The 21,038-nt window shown below is 70.8% G+C and carries 20 protein-coding genes; 10 read left to right on the forward strand and 10 right to left on the reverse strand.

Going from position 1 to position 21,038, the window contains the following annotated elements; translation table 11 throughout:
* Positions 1-3: 3 nt before the first annotated feature.
* Complete coding sequence (locus FHX82_RS05890; protein ID WP_145936747.1) at positions 4-1,398, reverse strand: dihydrolipoyl dehydrogenase family protein; 1,395 nt, start codon at positions 1,396-1,398, stop codon at positions 4-6.
* A gap of 82 nt (positions 1,399-1,480) precedes the next feature.
* Between FHX82_RS05890 and FHX82_RS05895 the strand changes: the two genes are divergently transcribed.
* A complete protein-coding gene (locus FHX82_RS05895; protein ID WP_183176494.1) occupies positions 1,481-2,128 on the forward strand; it encodes a histone-like nucleoid-structuring protein Lsr2 in 648 nt (215 codons plus the stop codon).
* 4 nt (positions 2,129-2,132) lie between these two features.
* On the opposite strand, the gene FHX82_RS05900 is transcribed toward FHX82_RS05895, so the two are convergent.
* The 4 genes from FHX82_RS05900 to FHX82_RS05915 all read right to left on the reverse strand — a co-directional run bounded on the left by FHX82_RS05900 (position 2,133) and on the right by FHX82_RS05915 (position 5,610).
* The gene (locus FHX82_RS05900) at positions 2,133-3,515 is read right to left on the reverse strand and encodes an NAD(P)(+) transhydrogenase (Re/Si-specific) subunit beta (protein ID WP_145936749.1); all 1,383 of its coding nucleotides are present in this window, start codon (positions 3,513-3,515) and stop codon (positions 2,133-2,135) included.
* The gene (locus tag FHX82_RS05905; RefSeq protein WP_145936750.1) at positions 3,508-3,801 is read right to left on the reverse strand and encodes an NAD(P) transhydrogenase subunit alpha part 2; all 294 of its coding nucleotides are present in this window, start codon (positions 3,799-3,801) and stop codon (positions 3,508-3,510) included. The genes FHX82_RS05900 and FHX82_RS05905 overlap by 8 nt, the downstream gene beginning before the upstream one ends.
* Positions 3,801-4,904 carry a Re/Si-specific NAD(P)(+) transhydrogenase subunit alpha gene (locus FHX82_RS05910; RefSeq protein WP_145936751.1) on the reverse strand — a complete coding sequence of 368 codons (1,104 nt, stop codon included), beginning with the start codon at positions 4,902-4,904 and terminating at the stop codon, positions 3,801-3,803. Before FHX82_RS05910 ends, FHX82_RS05905 begins: the two co-directional genes overlap by 1 nt.
* A gap of 73 nt (positions 4,905-4,977) precedes the next feature.
* Positions 4,978-5,610 carry a TetR family transcriptional regulator gene (locus FHX82_RS05915; protein ID WP_145936752.1) on the reverse strand — a complete coding sequence of 211 codons (633 nt, stop codon included), beginning with the start codon at positions 5,608-5,610 and terminating at the stop codon, positions 4,978-4,980.
* An 89-nt stretch (positions 5,611-5,699) separates the two neighbouring features.
* Between FHX82_RS05915 and FHX82_RS05920 the strand changes: the two genes are divergently transcribed.
* From FHX82_RS05920 to FHX82_RS05930, 3 genes are read left to right on the forward strand one after another with little or no spacing between them, the layout of a single operon-like run.
* A complete protein-coding gene (locus FHX82_RS05920; protein WP_145936753.1) occupies positions 5,700-6,716 on the forward strand; it encodes a ferredoxin reductase in 1,017 nt (338 codons plus the stop codon).
* A gap of 10 nt (positions 6,717-6,726) precedes the next feature.
* A complete protein-coding gene (locus tag FHX82_RS05925; protein ID WP_145936754.1) occupies positions 6,727-7,836 on the forward strand; it encodes a fatty acid desaturase family protein in 1,110 nt (369 codons plus the stop codon).
* A 9-nt stretch (positions 7,837-7,845) separates the two neighbouring features.
* Complete coding sequence (locus FHX82_RS05930; protein ID WP_145936755.1) at positions 7,846-8,049, forward strand: hypothetical protein; 204 nt, start codon at positions 7,846-7,848, stop codon at positions 8,047-8,049.
* A 496-nt stretch (positions 8,050-8,545) separates the two neighbouring features.
* Here the strand turns inward: FHX82_RS05930 and FHX82_RS05935 are convergent, their stop codons facing one another.
* Both FHX82_RS05935 and FHX82_RS05940 read right to left on the reverse strand, forming a co-directional pair.
* Positions 8,546-9,889: an NtaA/DmoA family FMN-dependent monooxygenase gene (locus tag FHX82_RS05935; RefSeq protein ID WP_145934506.1), complete on the reverse strand. Its 1,344-nt coding sequence runs from the start codon at positions 9,887-9,889 to the stop codon at positions 8,546-8,548.
* Positions 9,890-9,900: 11 nt separating this feature from the next.
* Positions 9,901-10,965 carry an LLM class flavin-dependent oxidoreductase gene (locus FHX82_RS05940; protein WP_145934505.1) on the reverse strand — a complete coding sequence of 355 codons (1,065 nt, stop codon included), beginning with the start codon at positions 10,963-10,965 and terminating at the stop codon, positions 9,901-9,903.
* Between the two features lie 86 nt (positions 10,966-11,051).
* Between FHX82_RS05940 and FHX82_RS05945 the strand changes: the two genes are divergently transcribed.
* The 4 genes from FHX82_RS05945 to FHX82_RS05960 are packed head-to-tail and all read left to right on the forward strand — an operon-like array spanning position 11,052 to position 14,102.
* The gene (locus FHX82_RS05945) at positions 11,052-12,335 is read left to right on the forward strand and encodes a sensor histidine kinase (RefSeq protein WP_229881553.1); all 1,284 of its coding nucleotides are present in this window, start codon (positions 11,052-11,054) and stop codon (positions 12,333-12,335) included.
* A 1-nt stretch (position 12,336) separates the two neighbouring features.
* The gene (locus FHX82_RS05950) at positions 12,337-12,981 is read left to right on the forward strand and encodes a response regulator transcription factor (RefSeq protein ID WP_145934504.1); all 645 of its coding nucleotides are present in this window, start codon (positions 12,337-12,339) and stop codon (positions 12,979-12,981) included.
* A gap of 12 nt (positions 12,982-12,993) precedes the next feature.
* Positions 12,994-13,404, forward strand: coding sequence for a secondary thiamine-phosphate synthase enzyme YjbQ (locus FHX82_RS05955; RefSeq protein WP_145934503.1), 411 nt, complete (start codon positions 12,994-12,996; stop codon positions 13,402-13,404).
* A 20-nt stretch (positions 13,405-13,424) separates the two neighbouring features.
* On the forward strand, positions 13,425-14,102 hold the full coding sequence (locus FHX82_RS05960) for an HAD family hydrolase (protein WP_229881551.1): 678 nt from the start codon (positions 13,425-13,427) through the stop codon (positions 14,100-14,102).
* A gap of 34 nt (positions 14,103-14,136) precedes the next feature.
* Here FHX82_RS05960 and FHX82_RS05965 read toward each other — a convergent pair whose 3' ends face one another.
* Positions 14,137-15,888: a proline--tRNA ligase gene (locus tag FHX82_RS05965; RefSeq protein ID WP_145934502.1), complete on the reverse strand. Its 1,752-nt coding sequence runs from the start codon at positions 15,886-15,888 to the stop codon at positions 14,137-14,139.
* A gap of 111 nt (positions 15,889-15,999) precedes the next feature.
* On the opposite strand from FHX82_RS05965, the gene FHX82_RS05970 reads away from it, so the two are divergent.
* A complete protein-coding gene (locus tag FHX82_RS05970; protein ID WP_145934501.1) occupies positions 16,000-16,893 on the forward strand; it encodes a 2-hydroxyacid dehydrogenase in 894 nt (297 codons plus the stop codon).
* 1 nt (position 16,894) lies between these two features.
* On the forward strand, positions 16,895-19,768 hold the full coding sequence (locus FHX82_RS05975) for an AfsR/SARP family transcriptional regulator (protein ID WP_145934500.1): 2,874 nt from the start codon (positions 16,895-16,897) through the stop codon (positions 19,766-19,768).
* Between the two features lie 49 nt (positions 19,769-19,817).
* Here the strand turns inward: FHX82_RS05975 and FHX82_RS05980 are convergent, their stop codons facing one another.
* Together FHX82_RS05980 and ku are read right to left on the reverse strand one after the other, a co-directional pair.
* Positions 19,818-20,024: a hypothetical protein gene (locus tag FHX82_RS05980; RefSeq protein WP_145934499.1), complete on the reverse strand. Its 207-nt coding sequence runs from the start codon at positions 20,022-20,024 to the stop codon at positions 19,818-19,820.
* A 65-nt stretch (positions 20,025-20,089) separates the two neighbouring features.
* On the reverse strand, positions 20,090-20,971 hold the full coding sequence (ku, locus tag FHX82_RS05985) for a non-homologous end joining protein Ku (protein ID WP_145934498.1): 882 nt from the start codon (positions 20,969-20,971) through the stop codon (positions 20,090-20,092).
* Between the last annotated feature and the right edge of the window lie 67 nt (positions 20,972-21,038).

Consider the following 21,038-nt stretch of genomic DNA (forward strand, 5'->3'; position numbering starts at 1 on the left):
CCCCTACAACCCGTACGTCTCCAGCAGCCGTAGCCAGACCTCGCTCATCGTCGGGAACGCCGGGACCGCGTGCCACAGGCGGCGCAGCGGCACCTCGCCCACGACGGCGATCGTCGCGGAGTGCAGGAGCTCCGCGACGTCCTGGCCGACGAACGTGACGCCCACGAGCACCTCCCGCTCGGTGTCCACCACCATCCGCGCCTTGCCCGTGTACCCGTCGGCGTGCAGGGCCGAGCCCGCCACCGCGATGTCGACGTCCACCACCCGGTGCGGCTCGCCCTCCTCCGCCGCCGCGAGGCCGACCGACGCCACCTCCGGATCCGTGAACACCACCTGCGGCACGGCGTAGTGGTCCGCCGTGCTCGTGTACTGGCTCCACGGCGCCGTGTCGACCACCTCGCCCGCCGCCTTCGCCGCGATCACGTCGCCCACCGCCCGCGCCGCGTACTTGCCCTGGTGGGTCAGCGGCGCGCGGCCCGTCACGTCACCCGCCGCGTACAGCCAGCCACCGTCCACTTCGGACACCAGGCCCGTGTCGTCGACCGCCAGCGTGCTGCCCGCCTTCAACCCGACCGACTCCAGTCCGAGCTCGTCCGTCGCGGGACGACGGCCGGTGGCGACGAGGAGCTTGTCGGCGGTCAGCGTCTGCCCGTCCGTCAGCTCCAGCCGCGCCGCTCCGTCCACTTCGGAAGCCCGCACGAGGCCCGAGTCCAGGTGCACGCGAACGCCGTCCGCGCGCAGACCCGCCACCACGAGGTCCCCAGCGAACTCCGGATACCTCGGCAGCGGCCGCGGCCCGCTCACGACCAGGTCCACCCGCGCGCCGAGCCGCGCCCACGCCTGCGCCATCTCGACCCCGACCACCCCGCCGCCGAGCACCGCGAGCCGCGCCGGGACCTCGCTCGCCGTCGTCGCCTCCCGCGAACCCCACACCGGAACCTCGTCGAGCCCGGGGATGTCCGGCGTCTTCGGCACGCTCCCGGTGCAGACCACCACCGCGTGCCGCGCGCGCAGCACCCGGTCAGCGTCCACTGTGACCTCTCGCTCACCGGTGATCCGCGCGTGCCCCCGCACGACGTCGATGCCCGCGCCCCGCGCCCACTCGACCTGACTCGCGTCGTCACCACCGTGGGTGAAAGAGTCGCGACGCTCGAAGACCTTCGCGGGATCGATCGTGGCGCCCACGGGAACGCCGGGCAGCCGCCGCGCCGCGGCGAGCGCGTTTCCCGGACGCAACAAGGCTTTACTCGGGATGCAGGCCCAGTACGAGCACTCCCCGCCGAACCGTTCGTGGTCCACCAGCGCGGTGCGCAGGCCGCCCCGCACGGCCCGGTCGGCCGCGTTCTCCCCCACCGGGCCGCCGCCGATCACCACCACGTCGAAAGTCTCTTCGGTCATGCGCCCAGCGCACACCAGGCGGGCGCCGCATGCAAGCCCGGGAGGTATTCTCAGCGGAGTATTCGAGTACGGGAGGTTTTCGGTGGCCAAGAACACCGCGGTGCAGTTGCTGGACGACCTGAACGGAGAACCCGCTCAGGAGCAGGTCCGGTTCGGCCTGGACGGGGTCGACTACGACATCGACCTCTCCGACGAGAACGCCGGGAACCTGCGCGAGATCCTGGCGCGCTACGTCCAGCACGGCCGCCGCACCGGCGGGCGCAAGCGGCCCGTCCGTCGCCTCGCGCCGCCCACCCGCGGCCGCCGCAAGCCCGCCGCTTCCCGTACCGCGGCGGCGAAAACCGCGGAGACCACCGCCCGCAAGCGCACCCCGGCGAAGGCCACCGCGCCCGCGAAGCCGGCCGCGGAGAAGAAGACCGCACCGGCGAAGAGCACCGCGAGCAAGGCGAAGCCCGCCGCGGCGAAGAAGGCCGAGCCCGCCGCCAAGAAGGCGGCCGCGCCGAAGAAGACCACGGCGGCGAAATCGACGGCCACCAAATCGGCCACCACCCGGAGCACCGCCGCGAAATCGACGGCGAAAACTCCGAAAACGGCGGCCGCGAAATCGACGGGAACGAAGGCGAGCGCCAAGAAGCCGGCGGCCGCGAAGAAGACCACGGCAGCCGAAAAGGCGCCGCGCCGCGCCACCCGCAAGGCGCCGCCGGTGGTGTTCTCCAACGCCGAGAAGTAATCCGTCAGAGGTTCTTCAGCTCCTCGACCACCTCGCCGACCGAGCTCTTGGCGTCGCCGAAGAGCATGCTCGTGCGGGGTTCGTAGAACAGGTCGTTGTCGATTCCCGCGAAACCGGAGCTCATCGAGCGTTTCAGCACGATGACCGAACGGCTCGCGCTGACATCGAGGATCGGCATTCCGTAGATCGGTGAGTTCGGGTCGCTGCGGGCGGCGGGATTCGTCACGTCGTTCGCACCGATCACCAGCGCCACATCGGTCTGCGGGAATTCCGAATTGATGTCGTCCATTTCCTTGAGCTGCTCGTAGGGCACGTCGGCCTCGGCGAGCAGCACGTTCATGTGGCCCGGCATCCGCCCGGCGACGGGGTGGATGGCGTAGGACACCGAAATCCCCTTCGATTCCAGCAGCTGGCCCATTTCGCGGACCGCGTGCTGGGCCTGGGCGACCGCCATTCCGTAGCCGGGCACCACGACGACCTTGCTCGCGTACGCCAGCTGCACCGCGGTGTCGGCGGCGGTGGTGCTGCGCACCGGACGTTCTTCCCGCGTGCCGGACGCCACCGCCGTCGTGCCACCGAACCCGCCGGCGACGATCGCCGGAATGGAACGGTTCATCGCCTTCGCCATGAGGTTCGTCAGGATCGAACCCGACGCGCCGACGATCATGCCCGCGACGATGAGCGCGGTGTTGTCCAGCGCGAGACCCATCGCGGCGGCGGACAACCCGGTGAACGCGTTGAGCAGGGAGATCACGACCGGCATGTCGGCGCCGCCGATCGGCAGCACCACCATCAAGCCGAGCACCGCCGCGGCCAGCAGCAGCACGATCATCAGCACTTCGGCGTCGACGCCCGCGATCACGGCCACCGCACAACCGACCGCCGCCAGCAGCAGCACAATGTTCAACGGCTGCTGCAGCGCGCGCAGCGTGATCGGGCGCCCTGGCAGGATCTCCTGCAGTTTCCCGAACGCGATCAGCGAACCCCAGAAGGAGATCGAGCCGATGAGCGCCGCGAACAACGACGCGATCGCTATATAGCGGGGCTCGGCGGAATAGCCGTCCGTGGTGCGGAACTCGACCCACGCGATGAGCGCGACCGCGCCACCGCCGACGCCGTTGAACAACGCCACCATCTGCGGCATCGCGGTCATCTTCACCCGCCGCGCCGCGGGCACACCGACGACGATGCCGATTCCGATGCCGAGCGCGATCAGCACCCAGTTGCCCATGCCCGGCGTCAGCAGCGTCGCGACCACCGCGATCACCATGCCCACGGCGGCGATCCAGTTGCCGCGCACCGCGGTGCGCGGGCCGGTGAGGCCCATCAGGCCGTAGATGAACAACGCGAACGCGACGATGTAGAGGACCGCGATGAGGTCAGTCATCGGCGCGGTCCTTGCGCTGCTTGAACATGCCGAGCATCCGGTCGGTGACCAGGAACCCGCCGACGACGTTGATCGTGCCGAACGCGATCGCGATCACCAGCAGGATCTTGTTCAGCACGCCGTCCGCGCCGAGGCCCAGCACCACGAGCCCGCCCAGCAGCACGATGCCGTGGATGGCGTTCGTGCCGGACATCAGCGGGGTGTGCAGCGTGTTGGGCACCTTCGAGATCACCGTGAAACCCACGAATCCGGCGAGCACGAGCACCGCCAGGCTTTCCACGAGCATCAGGACTCTCCCCTTTCCCGTCCGGCGACGCAGGCACCGGCGACGATCTCGTCGGAGAAGTCGAGCGCGAGCCTGCCTTCGGCGTCCACCAGCAGCTCGACCAGTTCGGTCACGTTGCGCGCGTACAGCTCGCTCGCGTGCCCCGGCATTTCGGCGGCCAGGTTGAGCGGCGAGCAGATGGTGACGTCGTGCGCGACGACGTCCCGGCCTGGCTCGGTCAGCTCGCAGTTCCCGCCGGACTCCCCGGCGAGGTCGACCACGACACCGCCGGCCGGCATGCCGCGCACGGCTTCGGCGGTGACGAGGGTGGGCGCCTTGCGCCCGGGCACCAGCGCGGTGGTGACGACGACGTCGAACTGCGTGATCGCCTCGGTGAGGCGGCGTTGTTGCTCGGCTCGTTCCTGCTCGGTCAGTTCGCGCGCGTAACCGCCTTCGCCGACCGCTTCGATGCCGAGGTCGAGCCACTGCGCGCCGACCGAGCGCACCTGGTCGGCCACCTCCGGCCGGACGTCGTACCCGGTGGTGCGCGCGCCCAGCCGTTTCGCGGTGGCCAGCGCCTGCAGCCCGGCGACCCCGGCGCCGAGGACGAGCACCTTCGCGGGCGGCACCGTGCCGGCGGCCGTGGTGAGCATGGGGAAGAAACGGGTCAGGCGTTCCGCGGCGAGCAGCACCGCCCGGTACCCGGCGACGCTGCTCTGCGAGGACAGGGCGTCCATCGCCTGCGCGCGCGTGATGCGGGGAATCGACTCCATCGCGAACGCGGTGACCCCGGCCTCTTCGAGCGCCGCGACACCCTCCACATCGGACAGTGGCTTGAGGAACCCGATGAGGACGGTGCCCGCCTTGAGCCGGGCGACCTCCTCGGCCGTCGGCGGCGAGACCTTGAGCACCAGGTCGGCGTGCCAGGCGTCGCCCAGCTCCGCTCCGGCGGCGGTGAACAGCTCGTCGGCCAGCAGCACCCCCGCTCCGGCGCCGGGCTCGACGACGACGCGCAGCCCGCGCCGGACGAGCCGTTCGACCAGCTTGGGCACCAGCGCCACCCGCCGCTCGTCCGGTATCGACTCGCGGACGACGCCGACCGACAGCGGCACGGTCTCGACCACGGTGCACCACCTCCTCGCTGAGGCCGGGCGATCATTCCCGTTCTATCAGCAAAGGGGCAACCCGCAACCGGAGTCAAGTCCTGCTGCGCCAGCTCGGCACGCCGAGCGCGATGAGGCGGAGCCGTTTTTCCGCCGTGCGGACGATGCGCTCGTCGGTTCCGGCGTCGCGCGGCCGGGCTTCGAGCAGGTCGAGGACGGTGGCCTGCATCGCGGTGACGATCAGCTCCGCCATCATGTGCAGATCCTCGGTCGACCATTCGCGCAGGAAGTCGAGCCGCGCCAGGTCGACGGCGAGCTCGCTGGAGAACAGCTTCAGCTCGACCGCCACGGCGCGTGACACCGCGCCCCCGCCGCCGTAGCGCTCGCGGACGAGGAAGCGGAAGTGGTTCTCGTGCGCGCGGACCTGCTCGTACAGCGTCCGCACCGACTCGCGGATCATGTCGCCGGACGCGTTCCGCCCGCGCCGGACCGAGCGGATCATGTCGCGCAGCGTGCGCATCGACTCCTCGACGAGCGCGACGCCCAGCTCGTCCATCGAGGCGAAGTGCCGGTAGAAGGCCGTCGGGACGATGCCCGCGACCTTGGTGACCTCCCGCAGGCTGAGGCTGGCGAAACCGCGGTCGGCGAGCAGCCCCAGTGCCGCGTCGAGCAGCGCGCGCCTGGTGCGTTCCTTGCGCTCGTGGCGCGTCACCGGTTCGGCCGTCACAGTGCTCAGGTTACGTAACCCCCGCCTTGCCTCGTCCGGCACCTTCCGTCATCATTGAGTGTACAGATGTTCACTGAATGAGGTGCGGCATGAGCAGACTGGCGTCGATGGCCGAAGCGTTGCTCACCCCGCACGGCATCGACCGCTACCTCGAACTGGTGGACCCGATGCTGGTCCGCCGCGAGATCCGCGGCGAGATCACGGACGTGCGGCGGACGGCCGACTCGGTGACGCTGCGCCTGCGGCCCAGCCGGGCCTGGCGCGGGTTCACCGCCGGGCAGTACGTGCGGGTCACCGTCCAGATCGACGGCGTAAGGCGGACGCGCTGCTATTCCCCCGCCGTCTCGCAGTACGACGACGGCCTCGAACTCACGATCAAGCAGGACGGCCTGGTCTCGCGGTATCTGCACCGGAACGCCAGGCCGGGCCTGGTGCTCGGGCTTTCCCGGCCGGACGGGCAGTTCACGCTGCCCGAGCCGCGACCGGAGAAGCTGCTGCTCATCAGCGGTGGCAGCGGGATCACACCGGTGATGTCGATGCTGCGCACGCTCCTCGACGAGGGGCACCGCGGCGAGGTGGTGTTCCTGCACTACGGGCGGGACGTGCCCTACCGCGACGAGCTTTCGGCGCTGGACCGGCCGAACTTCCGCGTGGTGTTCGGCCACGACCTCGGCGGCCGGTTCTCCGTCGACCACCTCGACGCGGTCGCGCCGTGGTGGGCCGGGGCGCCTGCTTACGCGTGCGGGCCAGGGCGCCTGCTGGACGCGGTGCGGGACTGCTACGCAGAGTTGAGTGAACAACTGCACACCGAATCGTTCACGCCGCCGGAGCTGGCCGTCGACGCCGAGGGCGCGACGGGGCGGGTGCGGTTCGCCCGCAGCGAGGTGGAGGCCGACAACTCCGGCCGTCCGCTGCTGGAACAGGCCGAGGCCGCGGGGCTGCGGCCCGAGCACGGCTGCCGGATGGGCATCTGTTTCTCGTGCACCCAGGTCAAGAGCCGCGGCACGGTGCGCAACGCGCTGTCCGGGGACCTGTCCGCGGAGGAGGACGAGGAGATCCAGCTGTGCATCTCCGTGCCCGTCGGCGACGTCGAAATCAACTGTTAGGAGCATCCCCATGACCGGTTTGCAGGACCGGCTCACGCCGGAGCAGGTCGAGGAGTTCGGCCGGGAGATGGACGCGATCCGGCAGCGGATCGTGGCCGACCTCGGCCAGGAGGACGTCGACTACATCCAGAACGTCATCAAGACCCAGCGGACGCTGGAGGTCACCGGCCGCGCGCTGATGTACCTCCCGCCCGCGTGGCCGCTCGCCGTCGCTTCGCTTTCGCTGGCGAAGATCCTCGACAACATGGAGATCGGGCACAACGTCATGCACGGCCAGTACGACTGGACGCGCGACCCGGCGCTGAGCTCGCAGCAGTTCGAGTGGGACACCGTGGCGCCGTCGGAGAACTGGCGGCACTCGCACAACTACATCCACCACACGTACACGAACATCCTCGACAAGGACCGGGACATCGGGTACGGCATCCTGCGGATGGACCCGGCGCAGAAGTGGCACCCGTACTACCTGGGCAACCCGGTGTACGCGACGCTGCTGGCGTTCATCTTCCAGTGGGGCGTGATGCTGCACGACCTGGAGTTCGACCGCATCGTGCGGGGCGAGCGCAAATGGTCGGAGTTCGCCGAGGTGCGGGCGAAGATGGTGCGCAAGGCGGCGCGCCAGATCGGCAAGGACTACGTGCTGTTCCCGCTGCTCACGGGCCCGCTCGCGCCGCTGACGCTGGCGGGCAACGTGACGGCCAACGTGACCCGCAACCTGTGGGCGTTCGCGATCATCTTCTGCGGTCACTTCCCGGCGGACGTCGAGAGCTTCACCGAGGCCGAGACCGAGCAGGAGACGCGCGGGCAGTGGTACCTGCGGCAGATCCTCGGCTCGGCGAACATCACGGGCGGGAAGCTGTTCCACATCCTGACCGGGAACCTGTCGCACCAGATCGAGCACCACCTGTTCCCGGACATCCCGGCGCGCCGGTATCCGCAGATCGCGGCCGAGATCCGCGGAATCTGCGAAAAGTACGGGCTGCCGTACAACACGGGTCCGCTGCACAAGCAGCTGTTCTCGGTGGCGAAGAAGATCGTGAAGCTCGCCCTGCCGGGTTCCGGTGGCGCGCGTGAGCCGGAGCAGCCCACTACGCTTGAGCCGGAACTCAAGGCAGCTTAGGGGGCCACGATGGTGGGACAGTTCGAACGCGGCAAGGACACGGTGCAGGTGCTGACCGAAACGGCGGCCACCCACGTGGGCCGCATAGCAACGATCATCACCGGCGCGGTCCGCGACGTGGCCAGGGAAGCCGGCGACTGGCTCACCGAGGTGATCGAGATGCGGGAAGCCTCGAAGAAGGCACAGAAGGACGAAGAAGAGGGGGATCGTTAGATTCCCGAGAGTTGGGTGATCATCCCGTCGCCTGATTCAGGACCATCACTTTGAGGAGCAGCCGCAACCTTCGTGCTCGCCGGAGCTTGACATGCCAACCTTGCGGCTGGTCCTCAAAGTGATATGCACAAACCGCAGGCGACGGGATGATCACTCAACTCGACCACCCACCCGAGGTGAGATCCCTTCGGGCCCCCATCATCCTGGAGCCTGCCCGCCGGCGAGGCATTCTTTTGATCTTTTGTCTTTCGCCCCGCAGTCCCAGCGTGGTCACCCGCTGTGGGCCGGGCGTGGCCGCCCTCCTTGCCCGGCCCACCCCCGCCCCTCGTTTTTGAGTGTTCGACGGTTGACTCGCCGCCTCAAGGGCGCCTTCGGCGTCGCTTCGCGATGAGCAAGCTCACCCTTGACCCGGCGAGTCAACCGCCAAGTGCAGCTGGGGACGAGGGGCGGGGGAGATCCGGGCGGTGGTCCTGGGACTTTCTGTTTCTGGCGCGTCCTAAAAGGACTTCGGTGCTTTTAGGCCCAGGTGGTCCCTTAGTGTTTCGCCGCTGTACTCGGTCCTGAACACGCCTCGCTCCTGCAGCAGGGGCACCACCTTGTCGGCGAAGGGGTCCAACCCGCCCGGGGTTACGTGCGGTACCAGGATGAAGCCGTCGCACGCGTCTGCCTGCACCAGGTCGTTGATGCTCTCCGCGACGGTGTTCGGCGCCCCTACGAAGTTCTGCCTGCCGGTGACCTCGATGATCAGTTCCCGGATCGACAGGTTCTTCGCCTCCGCCAGTTCTCGCCACTGCTTCGCCGTCGCCAGGGGGTCCCGGTACATCCGCACGCTCGCCCGGCCCCTCGCGATCGTGTTCTCGCCCACCAGCGGGTCCACCTCCGGGAGCGGGCCGTCCGGGTCGTACTCCGACAGGTCCCGGTTCCACAGCTGCTCCAGGAACTTGATCGCCGTCTGCCCGCTCACCTGCTGGTGCCGCACGACGTCCGCCAGCTCCTGGGCCTCCGCGTCGGTGTCGCCCAGCACGAAAGTCGCGGCGGGGAGGACCACCAGATCGCTGTGCTGCCGCCCGTAACGAGCCAGGCGGCCCTTCACATCCCGGTAGAACTCCTGCCCGGCCTCCTTCGTGCCGTGCCGGGTGAAGATCGCGTCCGCCGTCGCCGCCGCGAACTCGCGGCCCTCGTCCGAGTCGCCCGCCTGCAGGATCACCGGACGGCCCTGCGGACTGCGTGGCACGTTGAACCGGCCCTTGATGTCGAACTGCGAATCGTGCCGCTCGAACGCACCGGCATCGTCGCGCGCCAGGAACCGGCCCGTTTCCTTGTCCGCCAGCACATCCCCGTCCCGCCAGGAGTCGAACAGCTCCGCCGCCGTCTCCAGGAAACGCTTCGCGCGGACATACCTGTCCTCCGCGGGCAGGTAACCGCCGCGCCGGAAGTTCTCGCCCGTGAACGCGTCCCACGACGTGACCACGTTCCAGCCCGCACGCCCCGCCGACAGGTGGTCGAGGCTCGCGAACTGCCGCGCCACCTCGTACGGCTCGTTGAACGTCGAGTTGATCGTGCCCGTTAGGCCCAGCCGCTCGGTCACCGCGGCGAGCGCGGCCAGCACGGTGAACGTGTCCGGCCGCCCGACGACGTCCAGGTCGTAGATCTGCCCGCCCTGCTCCCGCAGCCGCAGGCCCTCCGCGAGGAAGAAGAAGTCGAACTTCGCGCGCTCCGCGGTCTGCGCCAGGTGCACGAACGAGCTGAACTCGATGTGGCTGCCCGCTTCCGGGTCGCTCCACACGGTGGTGTTGTTGACGCCGGGGAAGTGCGCGGCCAGGTGGATCTGCTTCGTCATCTCGCTGCTCCTCAAGCGGCGTAACGGTTGGCCGGACGGTCGAGGCCCAGCAGGCCCCGCAACGTGTTCGCTTCGTAGGCGGTGCGGAACGCGCCGCGCCGCTGCAGTTCCGGCACCAGGCCGCGGGTCACCGCACGCAGGTCGTGCGGCACCGCCCCGGGCCGCAGCCGGAAACCGAACGCCTCCCGCGCCAGCAGGCGGTCCGCCAGCTGCGACGGCGTGCCCACGAAGATCTCGGCGTCGGAGGTGTACTCCTCGCCCGCCACCTCGTCCAGCCGCGCCTTGCGGTCGGCCGCGGCCTGCTCGGTCTCGTCCAGGAACACCACCAGATCGGTGAACACCAGCGGCCCTCGCACAGCCGGCTCCGGCTCGGTGACGAACACCAGGTCCGCGCTGCGCTCAGCCAGCCGGTAGGCCACCGGCACGTGCGCCAGCACCGCGACCGGCGGCTGCCCCTGCGGCGGGCGCGGCGTGATCGACGGGCCCTTGACGTCGAAGAACCGGCCCTCGAAGTCGATGTAGTGCAGCTTCTCCCGGTCGACGAACCGGCCGGTGGCGACGTCGCGGATCTCGGCGTCGTCCTCCCAGCTGTCCCACAACCGCCGCACGACCTCGACGTAGTCCGCGGCCTCGTCGAACAGGTCCTCCCGCGACAGCACCTCGCGACGGCCGAAGTGGTCGGCCTCGGCCTGCGAACCCGACACCCGCACTCGCAGCCCGGCGCGGCCGGTGCTGACGTAATCGAGCGTCGCGATGGCCTTGGAGATGTGGAACGGCTCGGTGTGGGTCGCGATCACCGTCGGCACGAACCCGAGGTTCCGCGTCAGCGGTGCGATCCGCGACGCGATGAGCACGGCGTCGAGCCTGCCCTGCACCCGGTCGGTCCGGTCGGTCTGCGGGCTCAGCGAGTCCTCGATGGTGACGAAGTCCAGCAACCCGCGCTCGGCCTCGGCCGCGAGGTCCGCCCAGTACCCGGCGGTGAACAGTTCGCCGGGCGGGGCGTCCGGCTCGCGCCAGGCCGCCGGGTGCCAGCCGGCGCCGTCGAGTGCGACGGCGAGACGGAGAGTCTGCGACATGCCCTGATCCTTTCGCCGGGACTGCCTTTTCCGGTTCCAGCGATACCTCCGGCGGTTTTGTTTCCGGTACCAAGGAGTGGGAAACGGTGGGGAAAACCGGATGGTCCGCGCGGTGCGAGCACGGCAAGCTGGGGACCATGAACCGCCGCCTGCTCCTCGCGCCGTTCGGGCGGGTGTTCGGCGGCGAGCTGGCGTGGGCGCTCGCGGGTTTCGTGCCGACGCTCGTGTGCACGGTGGTGCTGCTCGTCGGGCTGGTGCTCGGCACGGCGCTGTCCCCCGTGTTCCTCGGGGTGCTGCTGCTGGCCGGAGTGCTGGACGCGGTGCGCGACCTGGGCGGGCTGCACAGGCGGTGCGCGCGCAAGCTGCTCGGCGTCAGCGTCGCCGACCCGCCGGCTCCGCAGCGGGGCCTGCGAGCCCGCATCTTCGACCGGACCGGTCGGCGGACGCTCGGCTACCTCCTGGTGCGCCTCCCGCTGTCGCTCGTCGACCTCGCGGTCGCCGGGGCGCTGCTGATGTACGGGCTGCTCGCCCTGGCCTACCCGCTGTACTGGTCCGGCACGGGTGGCCGCCTGCTGCCGCTGACCGACATCCACGTCGGCGTCTGGTTCGCGACACTGCCGTTCGCGCTGGTCGGCGCGGGAATCCTGCTCGCACTGCCGTGGGTGCTGCACGGGCTGGCCAACCTCGACCGGGCGCTGGTGGTGAGCCTGCTCGGGCCGCGGAGCCTGACCGAACGCGTCCGCGACCTGGAAGAAAGCCGCGCGAACGTCATCGACGACGCCACCACCCGGCTGCGGCGGATCGAGCGCGACCTGCACGACGGCGCCCAGGCCCAGCTCGTGGCGCTGGCGATGAAACTCGGCATCGCGCAGGACGAGCTCACCCGCGAGGACGCCGACCTCGCGACGCTGCGGCGGCTGGTGTCGGCGGCGCACGGCGACGCGAAGCAGGCGTTGGTCGAGCTGCGTGACCTCGCCCGCGGCATCCGCCCGCCCGCGCTGGACGCCGGGCTTGAGGTCGCGCTCACCACGCTCGCCGCCCGCAGCGCTGTCGACGTGCGCCTGCACGTGGACCTGTCGGAACGCCCGTCGCCCGCGCTGGAGACCCTGCTGTACTTCAGCGCGTCGGAGCTGCTGACGAACGCGGTCAAGCACGCGCACGCGCCGGTCGTGCACGTGGAGGTGACGGCGCCCGACGGGTTCGTGCGGCTGGTCGTGTCGGACGAGGGCACCGGCGGGGCGCGGCTGTCGCCCGGCGGCGGGCTCGCGGGGGTGGCCGAACGCGTCGGCACGGTGGACGGCAGGCTGGAGATCGAAAGCCCGCCCGGTGGTCCCACGGTGATCACCGCGCGGTTACCGGTGGGGGGTTGACATGCGCATCGTGGTGGCGGAGGACTCGGCGATCCTGCGGGCGGGGCTGGTGGAGCTGCTCACGCTGCGGGGGCACGAGGTCGTCGCCGAGGTCAAGGACGCCGAGGCGCTGCGGCAGGCGGTACGGGAGCACCGGCCGGACGTATCCATTGTGGACATTCGGATGCCGCCGGGGTTCACCGACGAGGGGTTGCGCGCGGCACTGCAGCTGCGACGGGAGGACCGGGGCACGGCGGTGCTGTTGTTCTCCCAGTACGTCGAGACGACGTACGCCGCGGAGCTGCTCGCCGACCGCGCGGGCGGCGTGGGTTACCTGCTCAAGGACCGGGTGGCGGACGTGGCCGAGTTCCTCGACGCGCTGCGCCGGGTCGCGGCCGGGGAGACCGTGCTCGACCCGGAGGTGGTGAGCCAGCTGTTCGGCGCCACCCGCCGGTCGGACGTGCTCGGGCAGCTCACCGAGCGTGAACGGGACGTGCTCGCGTTGATGGCGGAGGGCCGGTCGAACGGCGCCATCGCGGCGAAGCTGCACCTTTCCGGCGGCTCGGTGGAGAAGTACGTCACGCGGCTGTTCGACAAGTTCGGCCTGCCACCGTCCGAAGAGGACAACCGACGCGTGCTCGCCGTGCTGCGGTACCTGGACTCGTAATACGGTGGAGGTATGCACTCCACCGAGATCGAGGTCCGCACCGGCCGCGAGGCCGTGGTGCACGACCTGACCAAGCAGGCCGAGTCGTTCCTCGCCGAGGCCGGCGCCGGAGACGGGCTGCTGCACGTGTTCGTGCCGCACGCCACCGCGGGACTGGCGATCCTGGAGACCGGCGCGGGCAGCGACGACGACCTGCTGGCCGCGCTCGACGAGCTCCTGCCGCGCGACGGCCGCTGGCGCCACCAGCACGGCAGCCCCGGTCACGGGCGCGACCACGTGCTGCCCGCGCTGTTGCCGCCGTACGCGACGGTGCCCGTGCTGGGCGGGAGTCTCGCGCTCGGCACGTGGCAGTCGGTGTGCCTGGTCGACACGAACGTCGACAACCAGGTGCGGAAGGTGCGGTTCAGCTTCCTCGCGGGCTGACGGTCGGTACCGTCGAGGGCGTGGACAAGCGACTCGTGCTGTGGGACATCGACCAGACGCTCATCGACACGCGGGGCACGGGCCGCGACTGGTACGCGCAGGTGCTCGCGGACGTGGCGGGCGTGACGATGACCGGGATGCCGGCGCTGTTCGGCCGCACGGAGCTGGCGATCACGTCGGAGGTGCTGCGGCTGCACGGCATCGAGCCGGAGCCGGACGTCGTGCGGCGGGTGTGGGCGGGGCTCGTGGCGGCGGCGGAGCGTGCGGTGACGACGTTGCCGGAGCGCGGCCTGGCGCTACCGGGCGCGGCGGCGGCGCTGGAGGCGCTCCGGGGCCGGGCGGTGCAGTCGCTGGTGACGGGCAACCTGCGTGAGGTGGCGTGGCACAAGCTGGTGGCGTTCGGACTGCACGAGCACCTGGACTTCGAGATCGGCGGCTACGGTTCGCTGTCGGCGCACCGCCCCGACCTGGTGGCGCACGCGGTGGCACAGGCGACGGCGCGGCACAGCCCGTTCGAGGCGGTGGTCGTCATCGGCGACACGCCGCACGACATCGACGCGGCACTCGCCCACGGCGCGACGGCGATCGCCGTGGCGACGGGCCGCTACGACGCGGAGTCCCTGCGTGAGGCCGGGGCGCACGTCGTGCTGCCAGACCTCGCCGACACGACGGCGGTACTGACGGCAGTGCTGGGCTGAACATCCCCGGGCTGGGCCCTTCACCGGAAAACCGTCAGCCCCGCACCAGCTTCACCAGGCGCGCCACGACCTCGTCCACCGGGACGTCCTCGCGGTCGCCCGTCGCGCGGTCCTTGACCTCCACCACGCCCTTCGCCAGGCCGCGGCCGACCACCAGGATCGTCGGCACGCCGATCAGCTCCGCGTCGGCGAACTTGACGCCCGGCGTGGCCTTGCGGTCGTCCAGCAGCACCCGCACGCCCGCCGCGTCCAGCTCCGCGGCCAGCTGCTCCGCCCCCGCGAACACGCTCTCGTCCTTGCCCGCGATCACCACGTGCACGTCCGCGGGCGCCACCGCGCGCGGCCACACCAGGCCCAGCTCGTCGTGGTGCTGCTCGGCGATCGCGCCGACCAGCCGCGACACGCCGACGCCGTACGAGCCCATCGTGATCCGGATCGGCTTGGAGTCCGCGCCCAGCGCGTCCACCTCGAACGCGTCCGTGTACTTGCGGCCCAGCTGGAAGATGTGCCCGATCTCGATCCCGCGCGCGGCGACCAGCGTGCCCTGGCCGTCCGGCGACGCGTCGCCCTCGCGGACCTCCGCGGCCTCGATGGTGCCGTCCGGCGTGAAGTCGCGACCCGCGACCAGGTCCACCACGTGGTGGTCGGCCTTGTCCGCACCCGTCACCCACGCCGTGCCGGTGACCACCCTCGGGTCGACGAGGTACCGGATTCCGTTGTCCTGCAACGCCTTCGGGCCGATGTAGCCCTTCACGAGGAAGGGGTTCGCCGCGAAGTCGGCCTCCTCCAGCAGCGCCACCTGCGCCGGCTCCAGCGACGCCTCCAGGCGCTTCTGGTCGACCTCGCGGTCACCGGGGATGCCGATGCCGAGGATCTCCCACTCCTTCGCGCCCGGCTGCCGGGTCTTCACCATGACGTTCTTGAGCGTGTCCGCCGCGGTGAAGGTGCGCCCGAGGTCGGTCTTCGTGTTCAGGTACTCCACCAGCGTGGCGATGGTCGGCGTGCCGGGAGTGTGATGCACCTGCGCCTCGGGCAGCCCCTCCAGCGACCGCGCGGGCGGCGGAGGCGTGACCACGGCCTCGACGTTGGCCGCGTAACCCGATCCGGTGCTGCGGACGTACGTGTCCTCACCCGTCTCGGCGACGGCGAGGAACTCCTCGGACGCCGAACCGCCCATCGCGCCGGACGTCGCCGCGACGATGACGTACTCCAGGCCGAGCCGGTCGAAGATCTTGATGTACGCGTCCCGGTGCAGCTGGTACGACCGCGACAGGCCCTCGTCGTCCAGGTCGAAGGAGTACGAGTCCTTCATGACGAACTCGCGCCCGCGCAGGATCCCGGCGCGGGGCCGCGCCTCGTCCCGGTACTTGGTCTGGATCTGGTACAACACGACCGGGTAGTCCTTGTACGAGCTGTACTCACCCTTCACAGTGAGCGCGAACAGCTCCTCGTGCGTGGGTCCGAGCAGGTAGTCGGCGCCCTTGCGGTCCTTGAGCCGGAACAGGCCGTCGCCGTACTCGGTCCAGCGGCCGGTCTTCTCGTACGGCTCGCGCGGCAGCAGCGCGGGGAACTGGATCTCCTGCGCCCCGATCGCGTCCATCTCCTCGCGCACCACGGTCTCGATGTTGCGCAGCACGCGCAGGCCCAGCGGCAGCCAGGTGTACCCGCCCGGGGCGACGCGGCGGACGTAGCCGGCGCGGACCAGCAGCTTGTGGCTGGGCACTTCGGCGTCGGCCGGGTCCTCGCGCAGGGTGCGAAGGAACAGCGACGACATCCTGGTGATCACTGGAGTTGCTCCTCGGGGTAGCGCACGGGCGCCGATACACGGTGTCGAACAGCGTAGTCAACCCCTGCCGGGGTGCTTCAACCGGTTATCGCGGGGTGGTTTCCTGGGCGCATGACCGCACGCGTGCTGCTGCCCTGGTCCGACCTCGCCGTGCCCGCCGAGCTGGAGGTGGCGTACTACGACGGCACGGGCACTCCACCGGGTGACCTCGACGGCATCGAGTTCTACGTGCTGCCCTACGACGCCGGCCCCGAACCGCCCAAGCTCATCCCCCGGCTTCCGGCACTGAAGGCCGTGCAGGCGCTGTCGGCGGGCGTGGACAACCTGCTCCCGCTCATCCCGGACGGCGTGCGGCTGGCGAACGGCCGCGGCCTGCACGACCTGAGCGTCGCCGAGCACGCGCTGGCGCTGGTCCTCGCGGCGCAGCGGGACCTGCCGCGTTGGTTCCGCCAGCAGCCGGCTGGGTCGTGGGAGCGTGAGCACACCCGTTCCCTCGCCGACTGCCGCGTGCTGCTCGTCGGTTACGGCTCGATCGGCAGGGCCATCGAGCGCTACCTGAACGCCGGTGAGGCCGAGGTGGTGCCGGTGGCCAGTCGTGCCCGCGAGGGCGTGCACGGCATCGACGAGCTGCCGGACCTGTTGCCCACCGCCGACATCGTGATCCTGGTGCTGCCGGACAATCCGGGCACGCGCGGGCTGATCGGCGAGCGGGAGCTGGCCGCGTTGCCGCAGGACGCGCTGGTGGTGAACGTCGGCCGCGGCACGGCGATCGACACCGACGCGCTCACCACGGCTGTGGCCGAAGGCCGGGTTCGGGCCGCGCTCGACGTGGTGGACCCGGAACCGCTGCCGTCCGATCATCCACTCTGGACACTTCCCGGTTCGATCATCACCCCGCACGTCGCCGGGGGTTCGGACTCCTTCTACCCGCGCGCGAAGCGGCTGGTCGAGGAGCAGCTGGCCCGCTTCGCGAAGGGGCAGCCGCTGGTCAACCTGGTGGGCTGACGTGCGGTTCGGCGTCCTCGGCCCACTGGAGTCGGCAGTCCCGGTCGGCGGTCCGCGCCCGCGGGCGCTGCTGGCCCTGCTGCTGCTCGACGCTGGGCGGGTGGTGAGCTTCGAGCGGCTGGTCGACGGGTTGTACGGCGAGGAACCGCCGACGGCCAACGCGTTGCAGGCCCAGGTGTCGCGGCTGCGGCGCAAGCTGGGCGCGGACGCGATCGAGCTGCACAGCTCGGGTTACCGGCTGAACGTCGACCCGGACGACGTCGACGTGCACCGCTTCACGCAGCTCGTCCGGGAGGCGGCGCAGAGCGATCGAGCGGCTGAACTGCTTGGGGCGGCACTGGATCTGTGGCGCGGTCCGGCACTGGCCGATGTGGACGGTCCGTTCGTCGAACCGGAGCGAGCGCGCCTGGAGGAGCTCCGGCTCACCGCGATCGAGGACCACGCGGGAGCGCGGCTGGCGCTCGGGGACGCGCCGGTCACCGAACTCCAGGACCTCGCCCGGGCGCATCCGTTGCGGGAACGGCTGCACGCCCTGCTCCTGCGCGCGCTCACCGCGTCAGGGCGACAGGCCGAAGCGCTCGCCTTGTTCGACGAAGTGCGGCGCAGGCTCGCCGACGAGCTGGGCGCCGACCCGTCGCCCGAACTCACCGCCGCCCACCTGGCCGCGTTGCGCGCCGAACCACTGAGCACCACCGCTGTTCCGGCTCAGCTGACCCGTTTCCTCGGTCGCGAGGACGAACTGACGCGCGTGGCGGAGCTGCTCGGCCGGGCCCGGCTGGTGACGCTCACCGGTCCCGGCGGTGCGGGCAAGACGCGGCTGGCGATCGAGGCCGCGGCTCGTCAGGACGCCGAGACGGCCTTTGTCGATCTGACGTCGCTGCGCGAGGTGCCGCAGGCGGTGCTCGCCGCCCTCGGTCTCCGTGAGACGTCGCTCTTCGGCGGTTCGGCCAAGATTGACCCGATCGAGCGCATCACGACCGCGCTGACCGGTCGCCGCCTGCTGCTCGTCCTCGACAACTGCGAGCACGTCATCGAGGACACCGCCGCTTTCGTGCACCGGCTGCTCGCCGCCTGCCCGGGGCTGCGCGTGCTGGCGACGAGCCGCGAACCGCTGGCCATCACGGGCGAGGCGCTCTGCCCGCTGCCACCGCTGCGCCCGCCGGCCGCCGTCGAACTGTTCGCCGAGCGAGCCGCCGCCGTCGCTCCCGGTGTGCACCTGGACGAAACCTTGGTCGAGCGGATCTGCGCCGCGCTCGACGGCCTGCCGCTCGCGATCGAACTGGCCGCCGCGCGGTTGCGCACGCTGCCCCTGGCGGACCTGGCGTCGCGGCTGGACGACCGGTTCCGCGTGCTCTCGCGGGGCAGCCGGACGGCGGCGCCGCGGCACCGGACACTGCGTGCGGTCGTCGAGTGGAGCTGGGACCTGCTGTCCGATCCCGAACGGGAGCTGCTGCGCCGCCTGTCCGTGTTCCCCGGCGGGGTCACCGTGGAGTCCGCACGCGCCGTGTCCGATGTGGACACCGAGGAGCTGCTCACCGGTTTGGCGGACAAGTCGTTGCTGGAGGTGGCGGACGGCCGGTTCCGGATGCTGGAGACCATTCGCGCGTACTGCGCGGAGCAGCTCGGCGAACGCGAACAGGTCTGCCGGGCGCAGGCGGAGTACTTCCTCGGCCTCGCCCGCACGGCGGATCCCCGGTTGCGCGGAGCGGAGCAGCTGACGTGGCTGGCACGGCTGACGGCCGAACACGCCAACCTGCAGGCCGCGCTGCGCTGGGCGGTCGACGCCGATCCGCCGCTGGCGCTGAGGCTGGTGGGCGCGCTCACCCCGTACTGGCGGTTGCGGGGCGTGCGCGGCGAGGTCGAACCGCTGGCGCGGCGGCTGCTCGACGACGTGATCGAGGGCCTGGAAGAGGAGTACGTGCTGGCGTATCTGGCGGCCGGACCGTCCCCTGTGGACGAACACCGGCGGCGGGCGGAGGCCGTCATGGCGACGCTCGACCGGCCGTTGCGCCAGCCGTACCTCGCGGTCGGCTGGGCGTTGTTCAGCGGGCCGCCCGAGGTGAACCGGCCGCTGACGCCGCTGGACCAGCGGATTCTGGGAAGTGACGAGCCGTGGCTGCGCGCGCTCGCCCGCTTCTCGATGAGCTACCTCGACCTGATCCGCGGTGAGCAGTCGCGCGCCGGGGACGAGTTCGCCGCGGCGCTGGGGATCTTCCGCTCGCTCGGGGACCGGTGGGGCATGGCGCAGGCGCTGGACGGGCTCGCGGCGCTGGCGGAGCTGCGGGGCTCGATGGCCGAGGCGGTCACGCTGACCGAGGAGGCGATCGAGCTGGTCGGGCAGCTCGGGGCGGTGGAGGAGCTGGCCGAGCTGTGGTGCCGGCACGGCGACCGGCTGCGGGACACGGATCCGGAGGCGGCCGCGGCGGACTACCGGCGGTCCGGGGAACTCGCGCGCCGGGCGGGCGTGCCGGCGACGCTTGCCTTGGCGTACCTGGGTTTCGGCGAACTCGCGCGGCGCCGGGGTGAGCTGGCGGAGGCGCGGCGGTGGTGCACGCGAGCGCTGGACGAGTGCGGCGCGGGCTGGCAGAGCACGACGGCCAGGTCGAAGGTGCTCAGGGCCCTCGGCCGGGTGGCGACGGATGAGGGCAGGTTCGCCGAGGCACGCACGCACCACGGCGAGTCGATCCGGATCGCGCTGCGGCAGGGCCTCCACCCGGACCTGGTGGAAGCCGCCACCGCGGCCGCGGACCTGGCCCGCCGGAGCGGTGACACCACGCTGGCCGCGCAGCTGAACCGGGCACAAGACAAGGCCCGCACCGAAGCGCGGGCCCAACCACTCACCGAGGTACTCGGCGAGCTGGCGATAATCTGGTAGAGGCGGCCACCCACCGAAGCTCGGTGAGACGGCGACGACGCAGCGCGGGTCAGGACGCCTCGGCGTACTCCTCCACCACGAGCGAAGCCGTGCAGTGGCAGTCGCCGTCGACTTCTTCGCAGGTCACGACGAACGTGTGCCGTACGCGGTCGAAGTCCCGGCAGCCGGGCTCGGTGCACTCGACGACCTCGTCCGTGTGCACGAGCAGCGTGCCGTGGCAGTGGTCCAGGTCGGCAACGCAGTTGGGGCACTCCATGCAGCCTTACTACCACCCCACCCGCCCGCAACCGGGGAGGGGGCCCGGCGTGTCGCGCGAAAGATTCAGGCGCTCTTCGGGGAACGCCTGGCCGCGGGCTTCTTCGCCGCCGTCGTCTTGCTCCCCGCCGTCCGGCCCGTGGCTCCCGTCTTGCGCGCTGCCGGTTTGCGGGACTTCTTCGCCTCCGACACGCTCGCCTCCAGCGCCGCCATGAGGTCCACGACGTCCGATTTGACCGTCTTCTTCCGCGGCTTCCGCGTGTCCTCCCCCGCGACCTTCGCCTCGATCACCGCTTCGAGTGCTTCGCGGTAACTGTCGGTGTACTTGTCCGGGTCGAACACCGGCTCGGTGAGCGAGTCGATGAGCGAACCGGCCATCGTCAACTCCTGCGGCCGGATCTGCGGCAGGTCGTCGTCGAGGAACCCGAAGTCCGGGCGGCGGACCTCGTCCGGCCACAGCATCGTGGTCATCACCAGCACGTCCGCGTGCACCCGCAGCAACGCGAGCGACTCCCGCTGGCGCAGCGCGACCTTCGCGATCGCCACGTTCTGGGACTTCTGCAGCGCGTCCCGCAGCAACACGTACGGCTTGATCGCGGCCTTCTGCGGCTCCAGGTAGTAGTGCCGGTCGTAGTGCAGCGGATCGATCGCCTCCAGCGGCACGAACTCCAGCACGTCGATCACCCGCGAGCTGGCCAGCGGCAGGCCGTCGAGGTCCTCGTCGGTGAGCACGACCATCTCGCCGTCGTCGAGCTCGTAGCCCTTCGCGATCTCCGCGTACGGCACCTCGACGCCCTCGATCGAGCAGAACCGCTTGTACTGGATGCGCCCGCCGTCACTCTCGTGCACCTGGCGCAGGGACACGTTCTTGTTCTCGGTCGCGGCGTACAGCTGGATCGGGATCGTGACCAGACCGAACGACACGGAGCCCTTCCACATCGAGCGCATCGCAGGTGCCCTCCCGCAAGTGGCGACAAAATCCCTGGTCACACCGTACGCGGGGAAGCGCTCGCCG

The sequence above is a fragment of the Amycolatopsis bartoniae genome, from assembly GCF_014191255.1.
GTDB classification, from domain to species: Bacteria; Actinomycetota; Actinomycetes; order Mycobacteriales; family Pseudonocardiaceae; genus Amycolatopsis_E; species Amycolatopsis_E bartoniae.

Bases quoted from the DNA above. Each gene is read 5' to 3' on its own strand.
- FHX82_RS05920 (WP_145936753.1), top strand. From the start codon at position 5,700: ATGAGCAGACTGGCGTCGATGGCCGAAGCGTTGCTCACCCCGCACGGC.
- ku (WP_145934498.1), bottom strand. From the start codon at position 20,971: ATGCGCTCGATGTGGAAGGGCTCCGTGTCGTTCGGTCTGGTCACGATC.
- FHX82_RS05930 (WP_145936755.1), top strand. From the start codon at position 7,846: ATGGTGGGACAGTTCGAACGCGGCAAGGACACGGTGCAGGTGCTGACC.
- FHX82_RS05970 (WP_145934501.1), top strand. From the start codon at position 16,000: ATGACCGCACGCGTGCTGCTGCCCTGGTCCGACCTCGCCGTGCCCGCC.
- FHX82_RS05900 (WP_145936749.1), bottom strand. From the start codon at position 3,515: ATGACTGACCTCATCGCGGTCCTCTACATCGTCGCGTTCGCGTTGTTC.
- FHX82_RS05935 (WP_145934506.1), bottom strand. From the start codon at position 9,889: ATGACGAAGCAGATCCACCTGGCCGCGCACTTCCCCGGCGTCAACAAC.
- FHX82_RS05950 (WP_145934504.1), top strand. From the start codon at position 12,337: ATGCGCATCGTGGTGGCGGAGGACTCGGCGATCCTGCGGGCGGGGCTG.
- FHX82_RS05980 (WP_145934499.1), bottom strand. From the start codon at position 20,024: ATGGAGTGCCCCAACTGCGTTGCCGACCTGGACCACTGCCACGGCACG.
- FHX82_RS05890 (WP_145936747.1), bottom strand. From the start codon at position 1,398: ATGACCGAAGAGACTTTCGACGTGGTGGTGATCGGCGGCGGCCCGGTG.
- FHX82_RS05955 (WP_145934503.1), top strand. From the start codon at position 12,994: ATGCACTCCACCGAGATCGAGGTCCGCACCGGCCGCGAGGCCGTGGTG.
- FHX82_RS05905 (WP_145936750.1), bottom strand. From the start codon at position 3,801: ATGCTCGTGGAAAGCCTGGCGGTGCTCGTGCTCGCCGGATTCGTGGGT.
- FHX82_RS05925 (WP_145936754.1), top strand. From the start codon at position 6,727: ATGACCGGTTTGCAGGACCGGCTCACGCCGGAGCAGGTCGAGGAGTTC.
- FHX82_RS05940 (WP_145934505.1), bottom strand. From the start codon at position 10,965: ATGTCGCAGACTCTCCGTCTCGCCGTCGCACTCGACGGCGCCGGCTGG.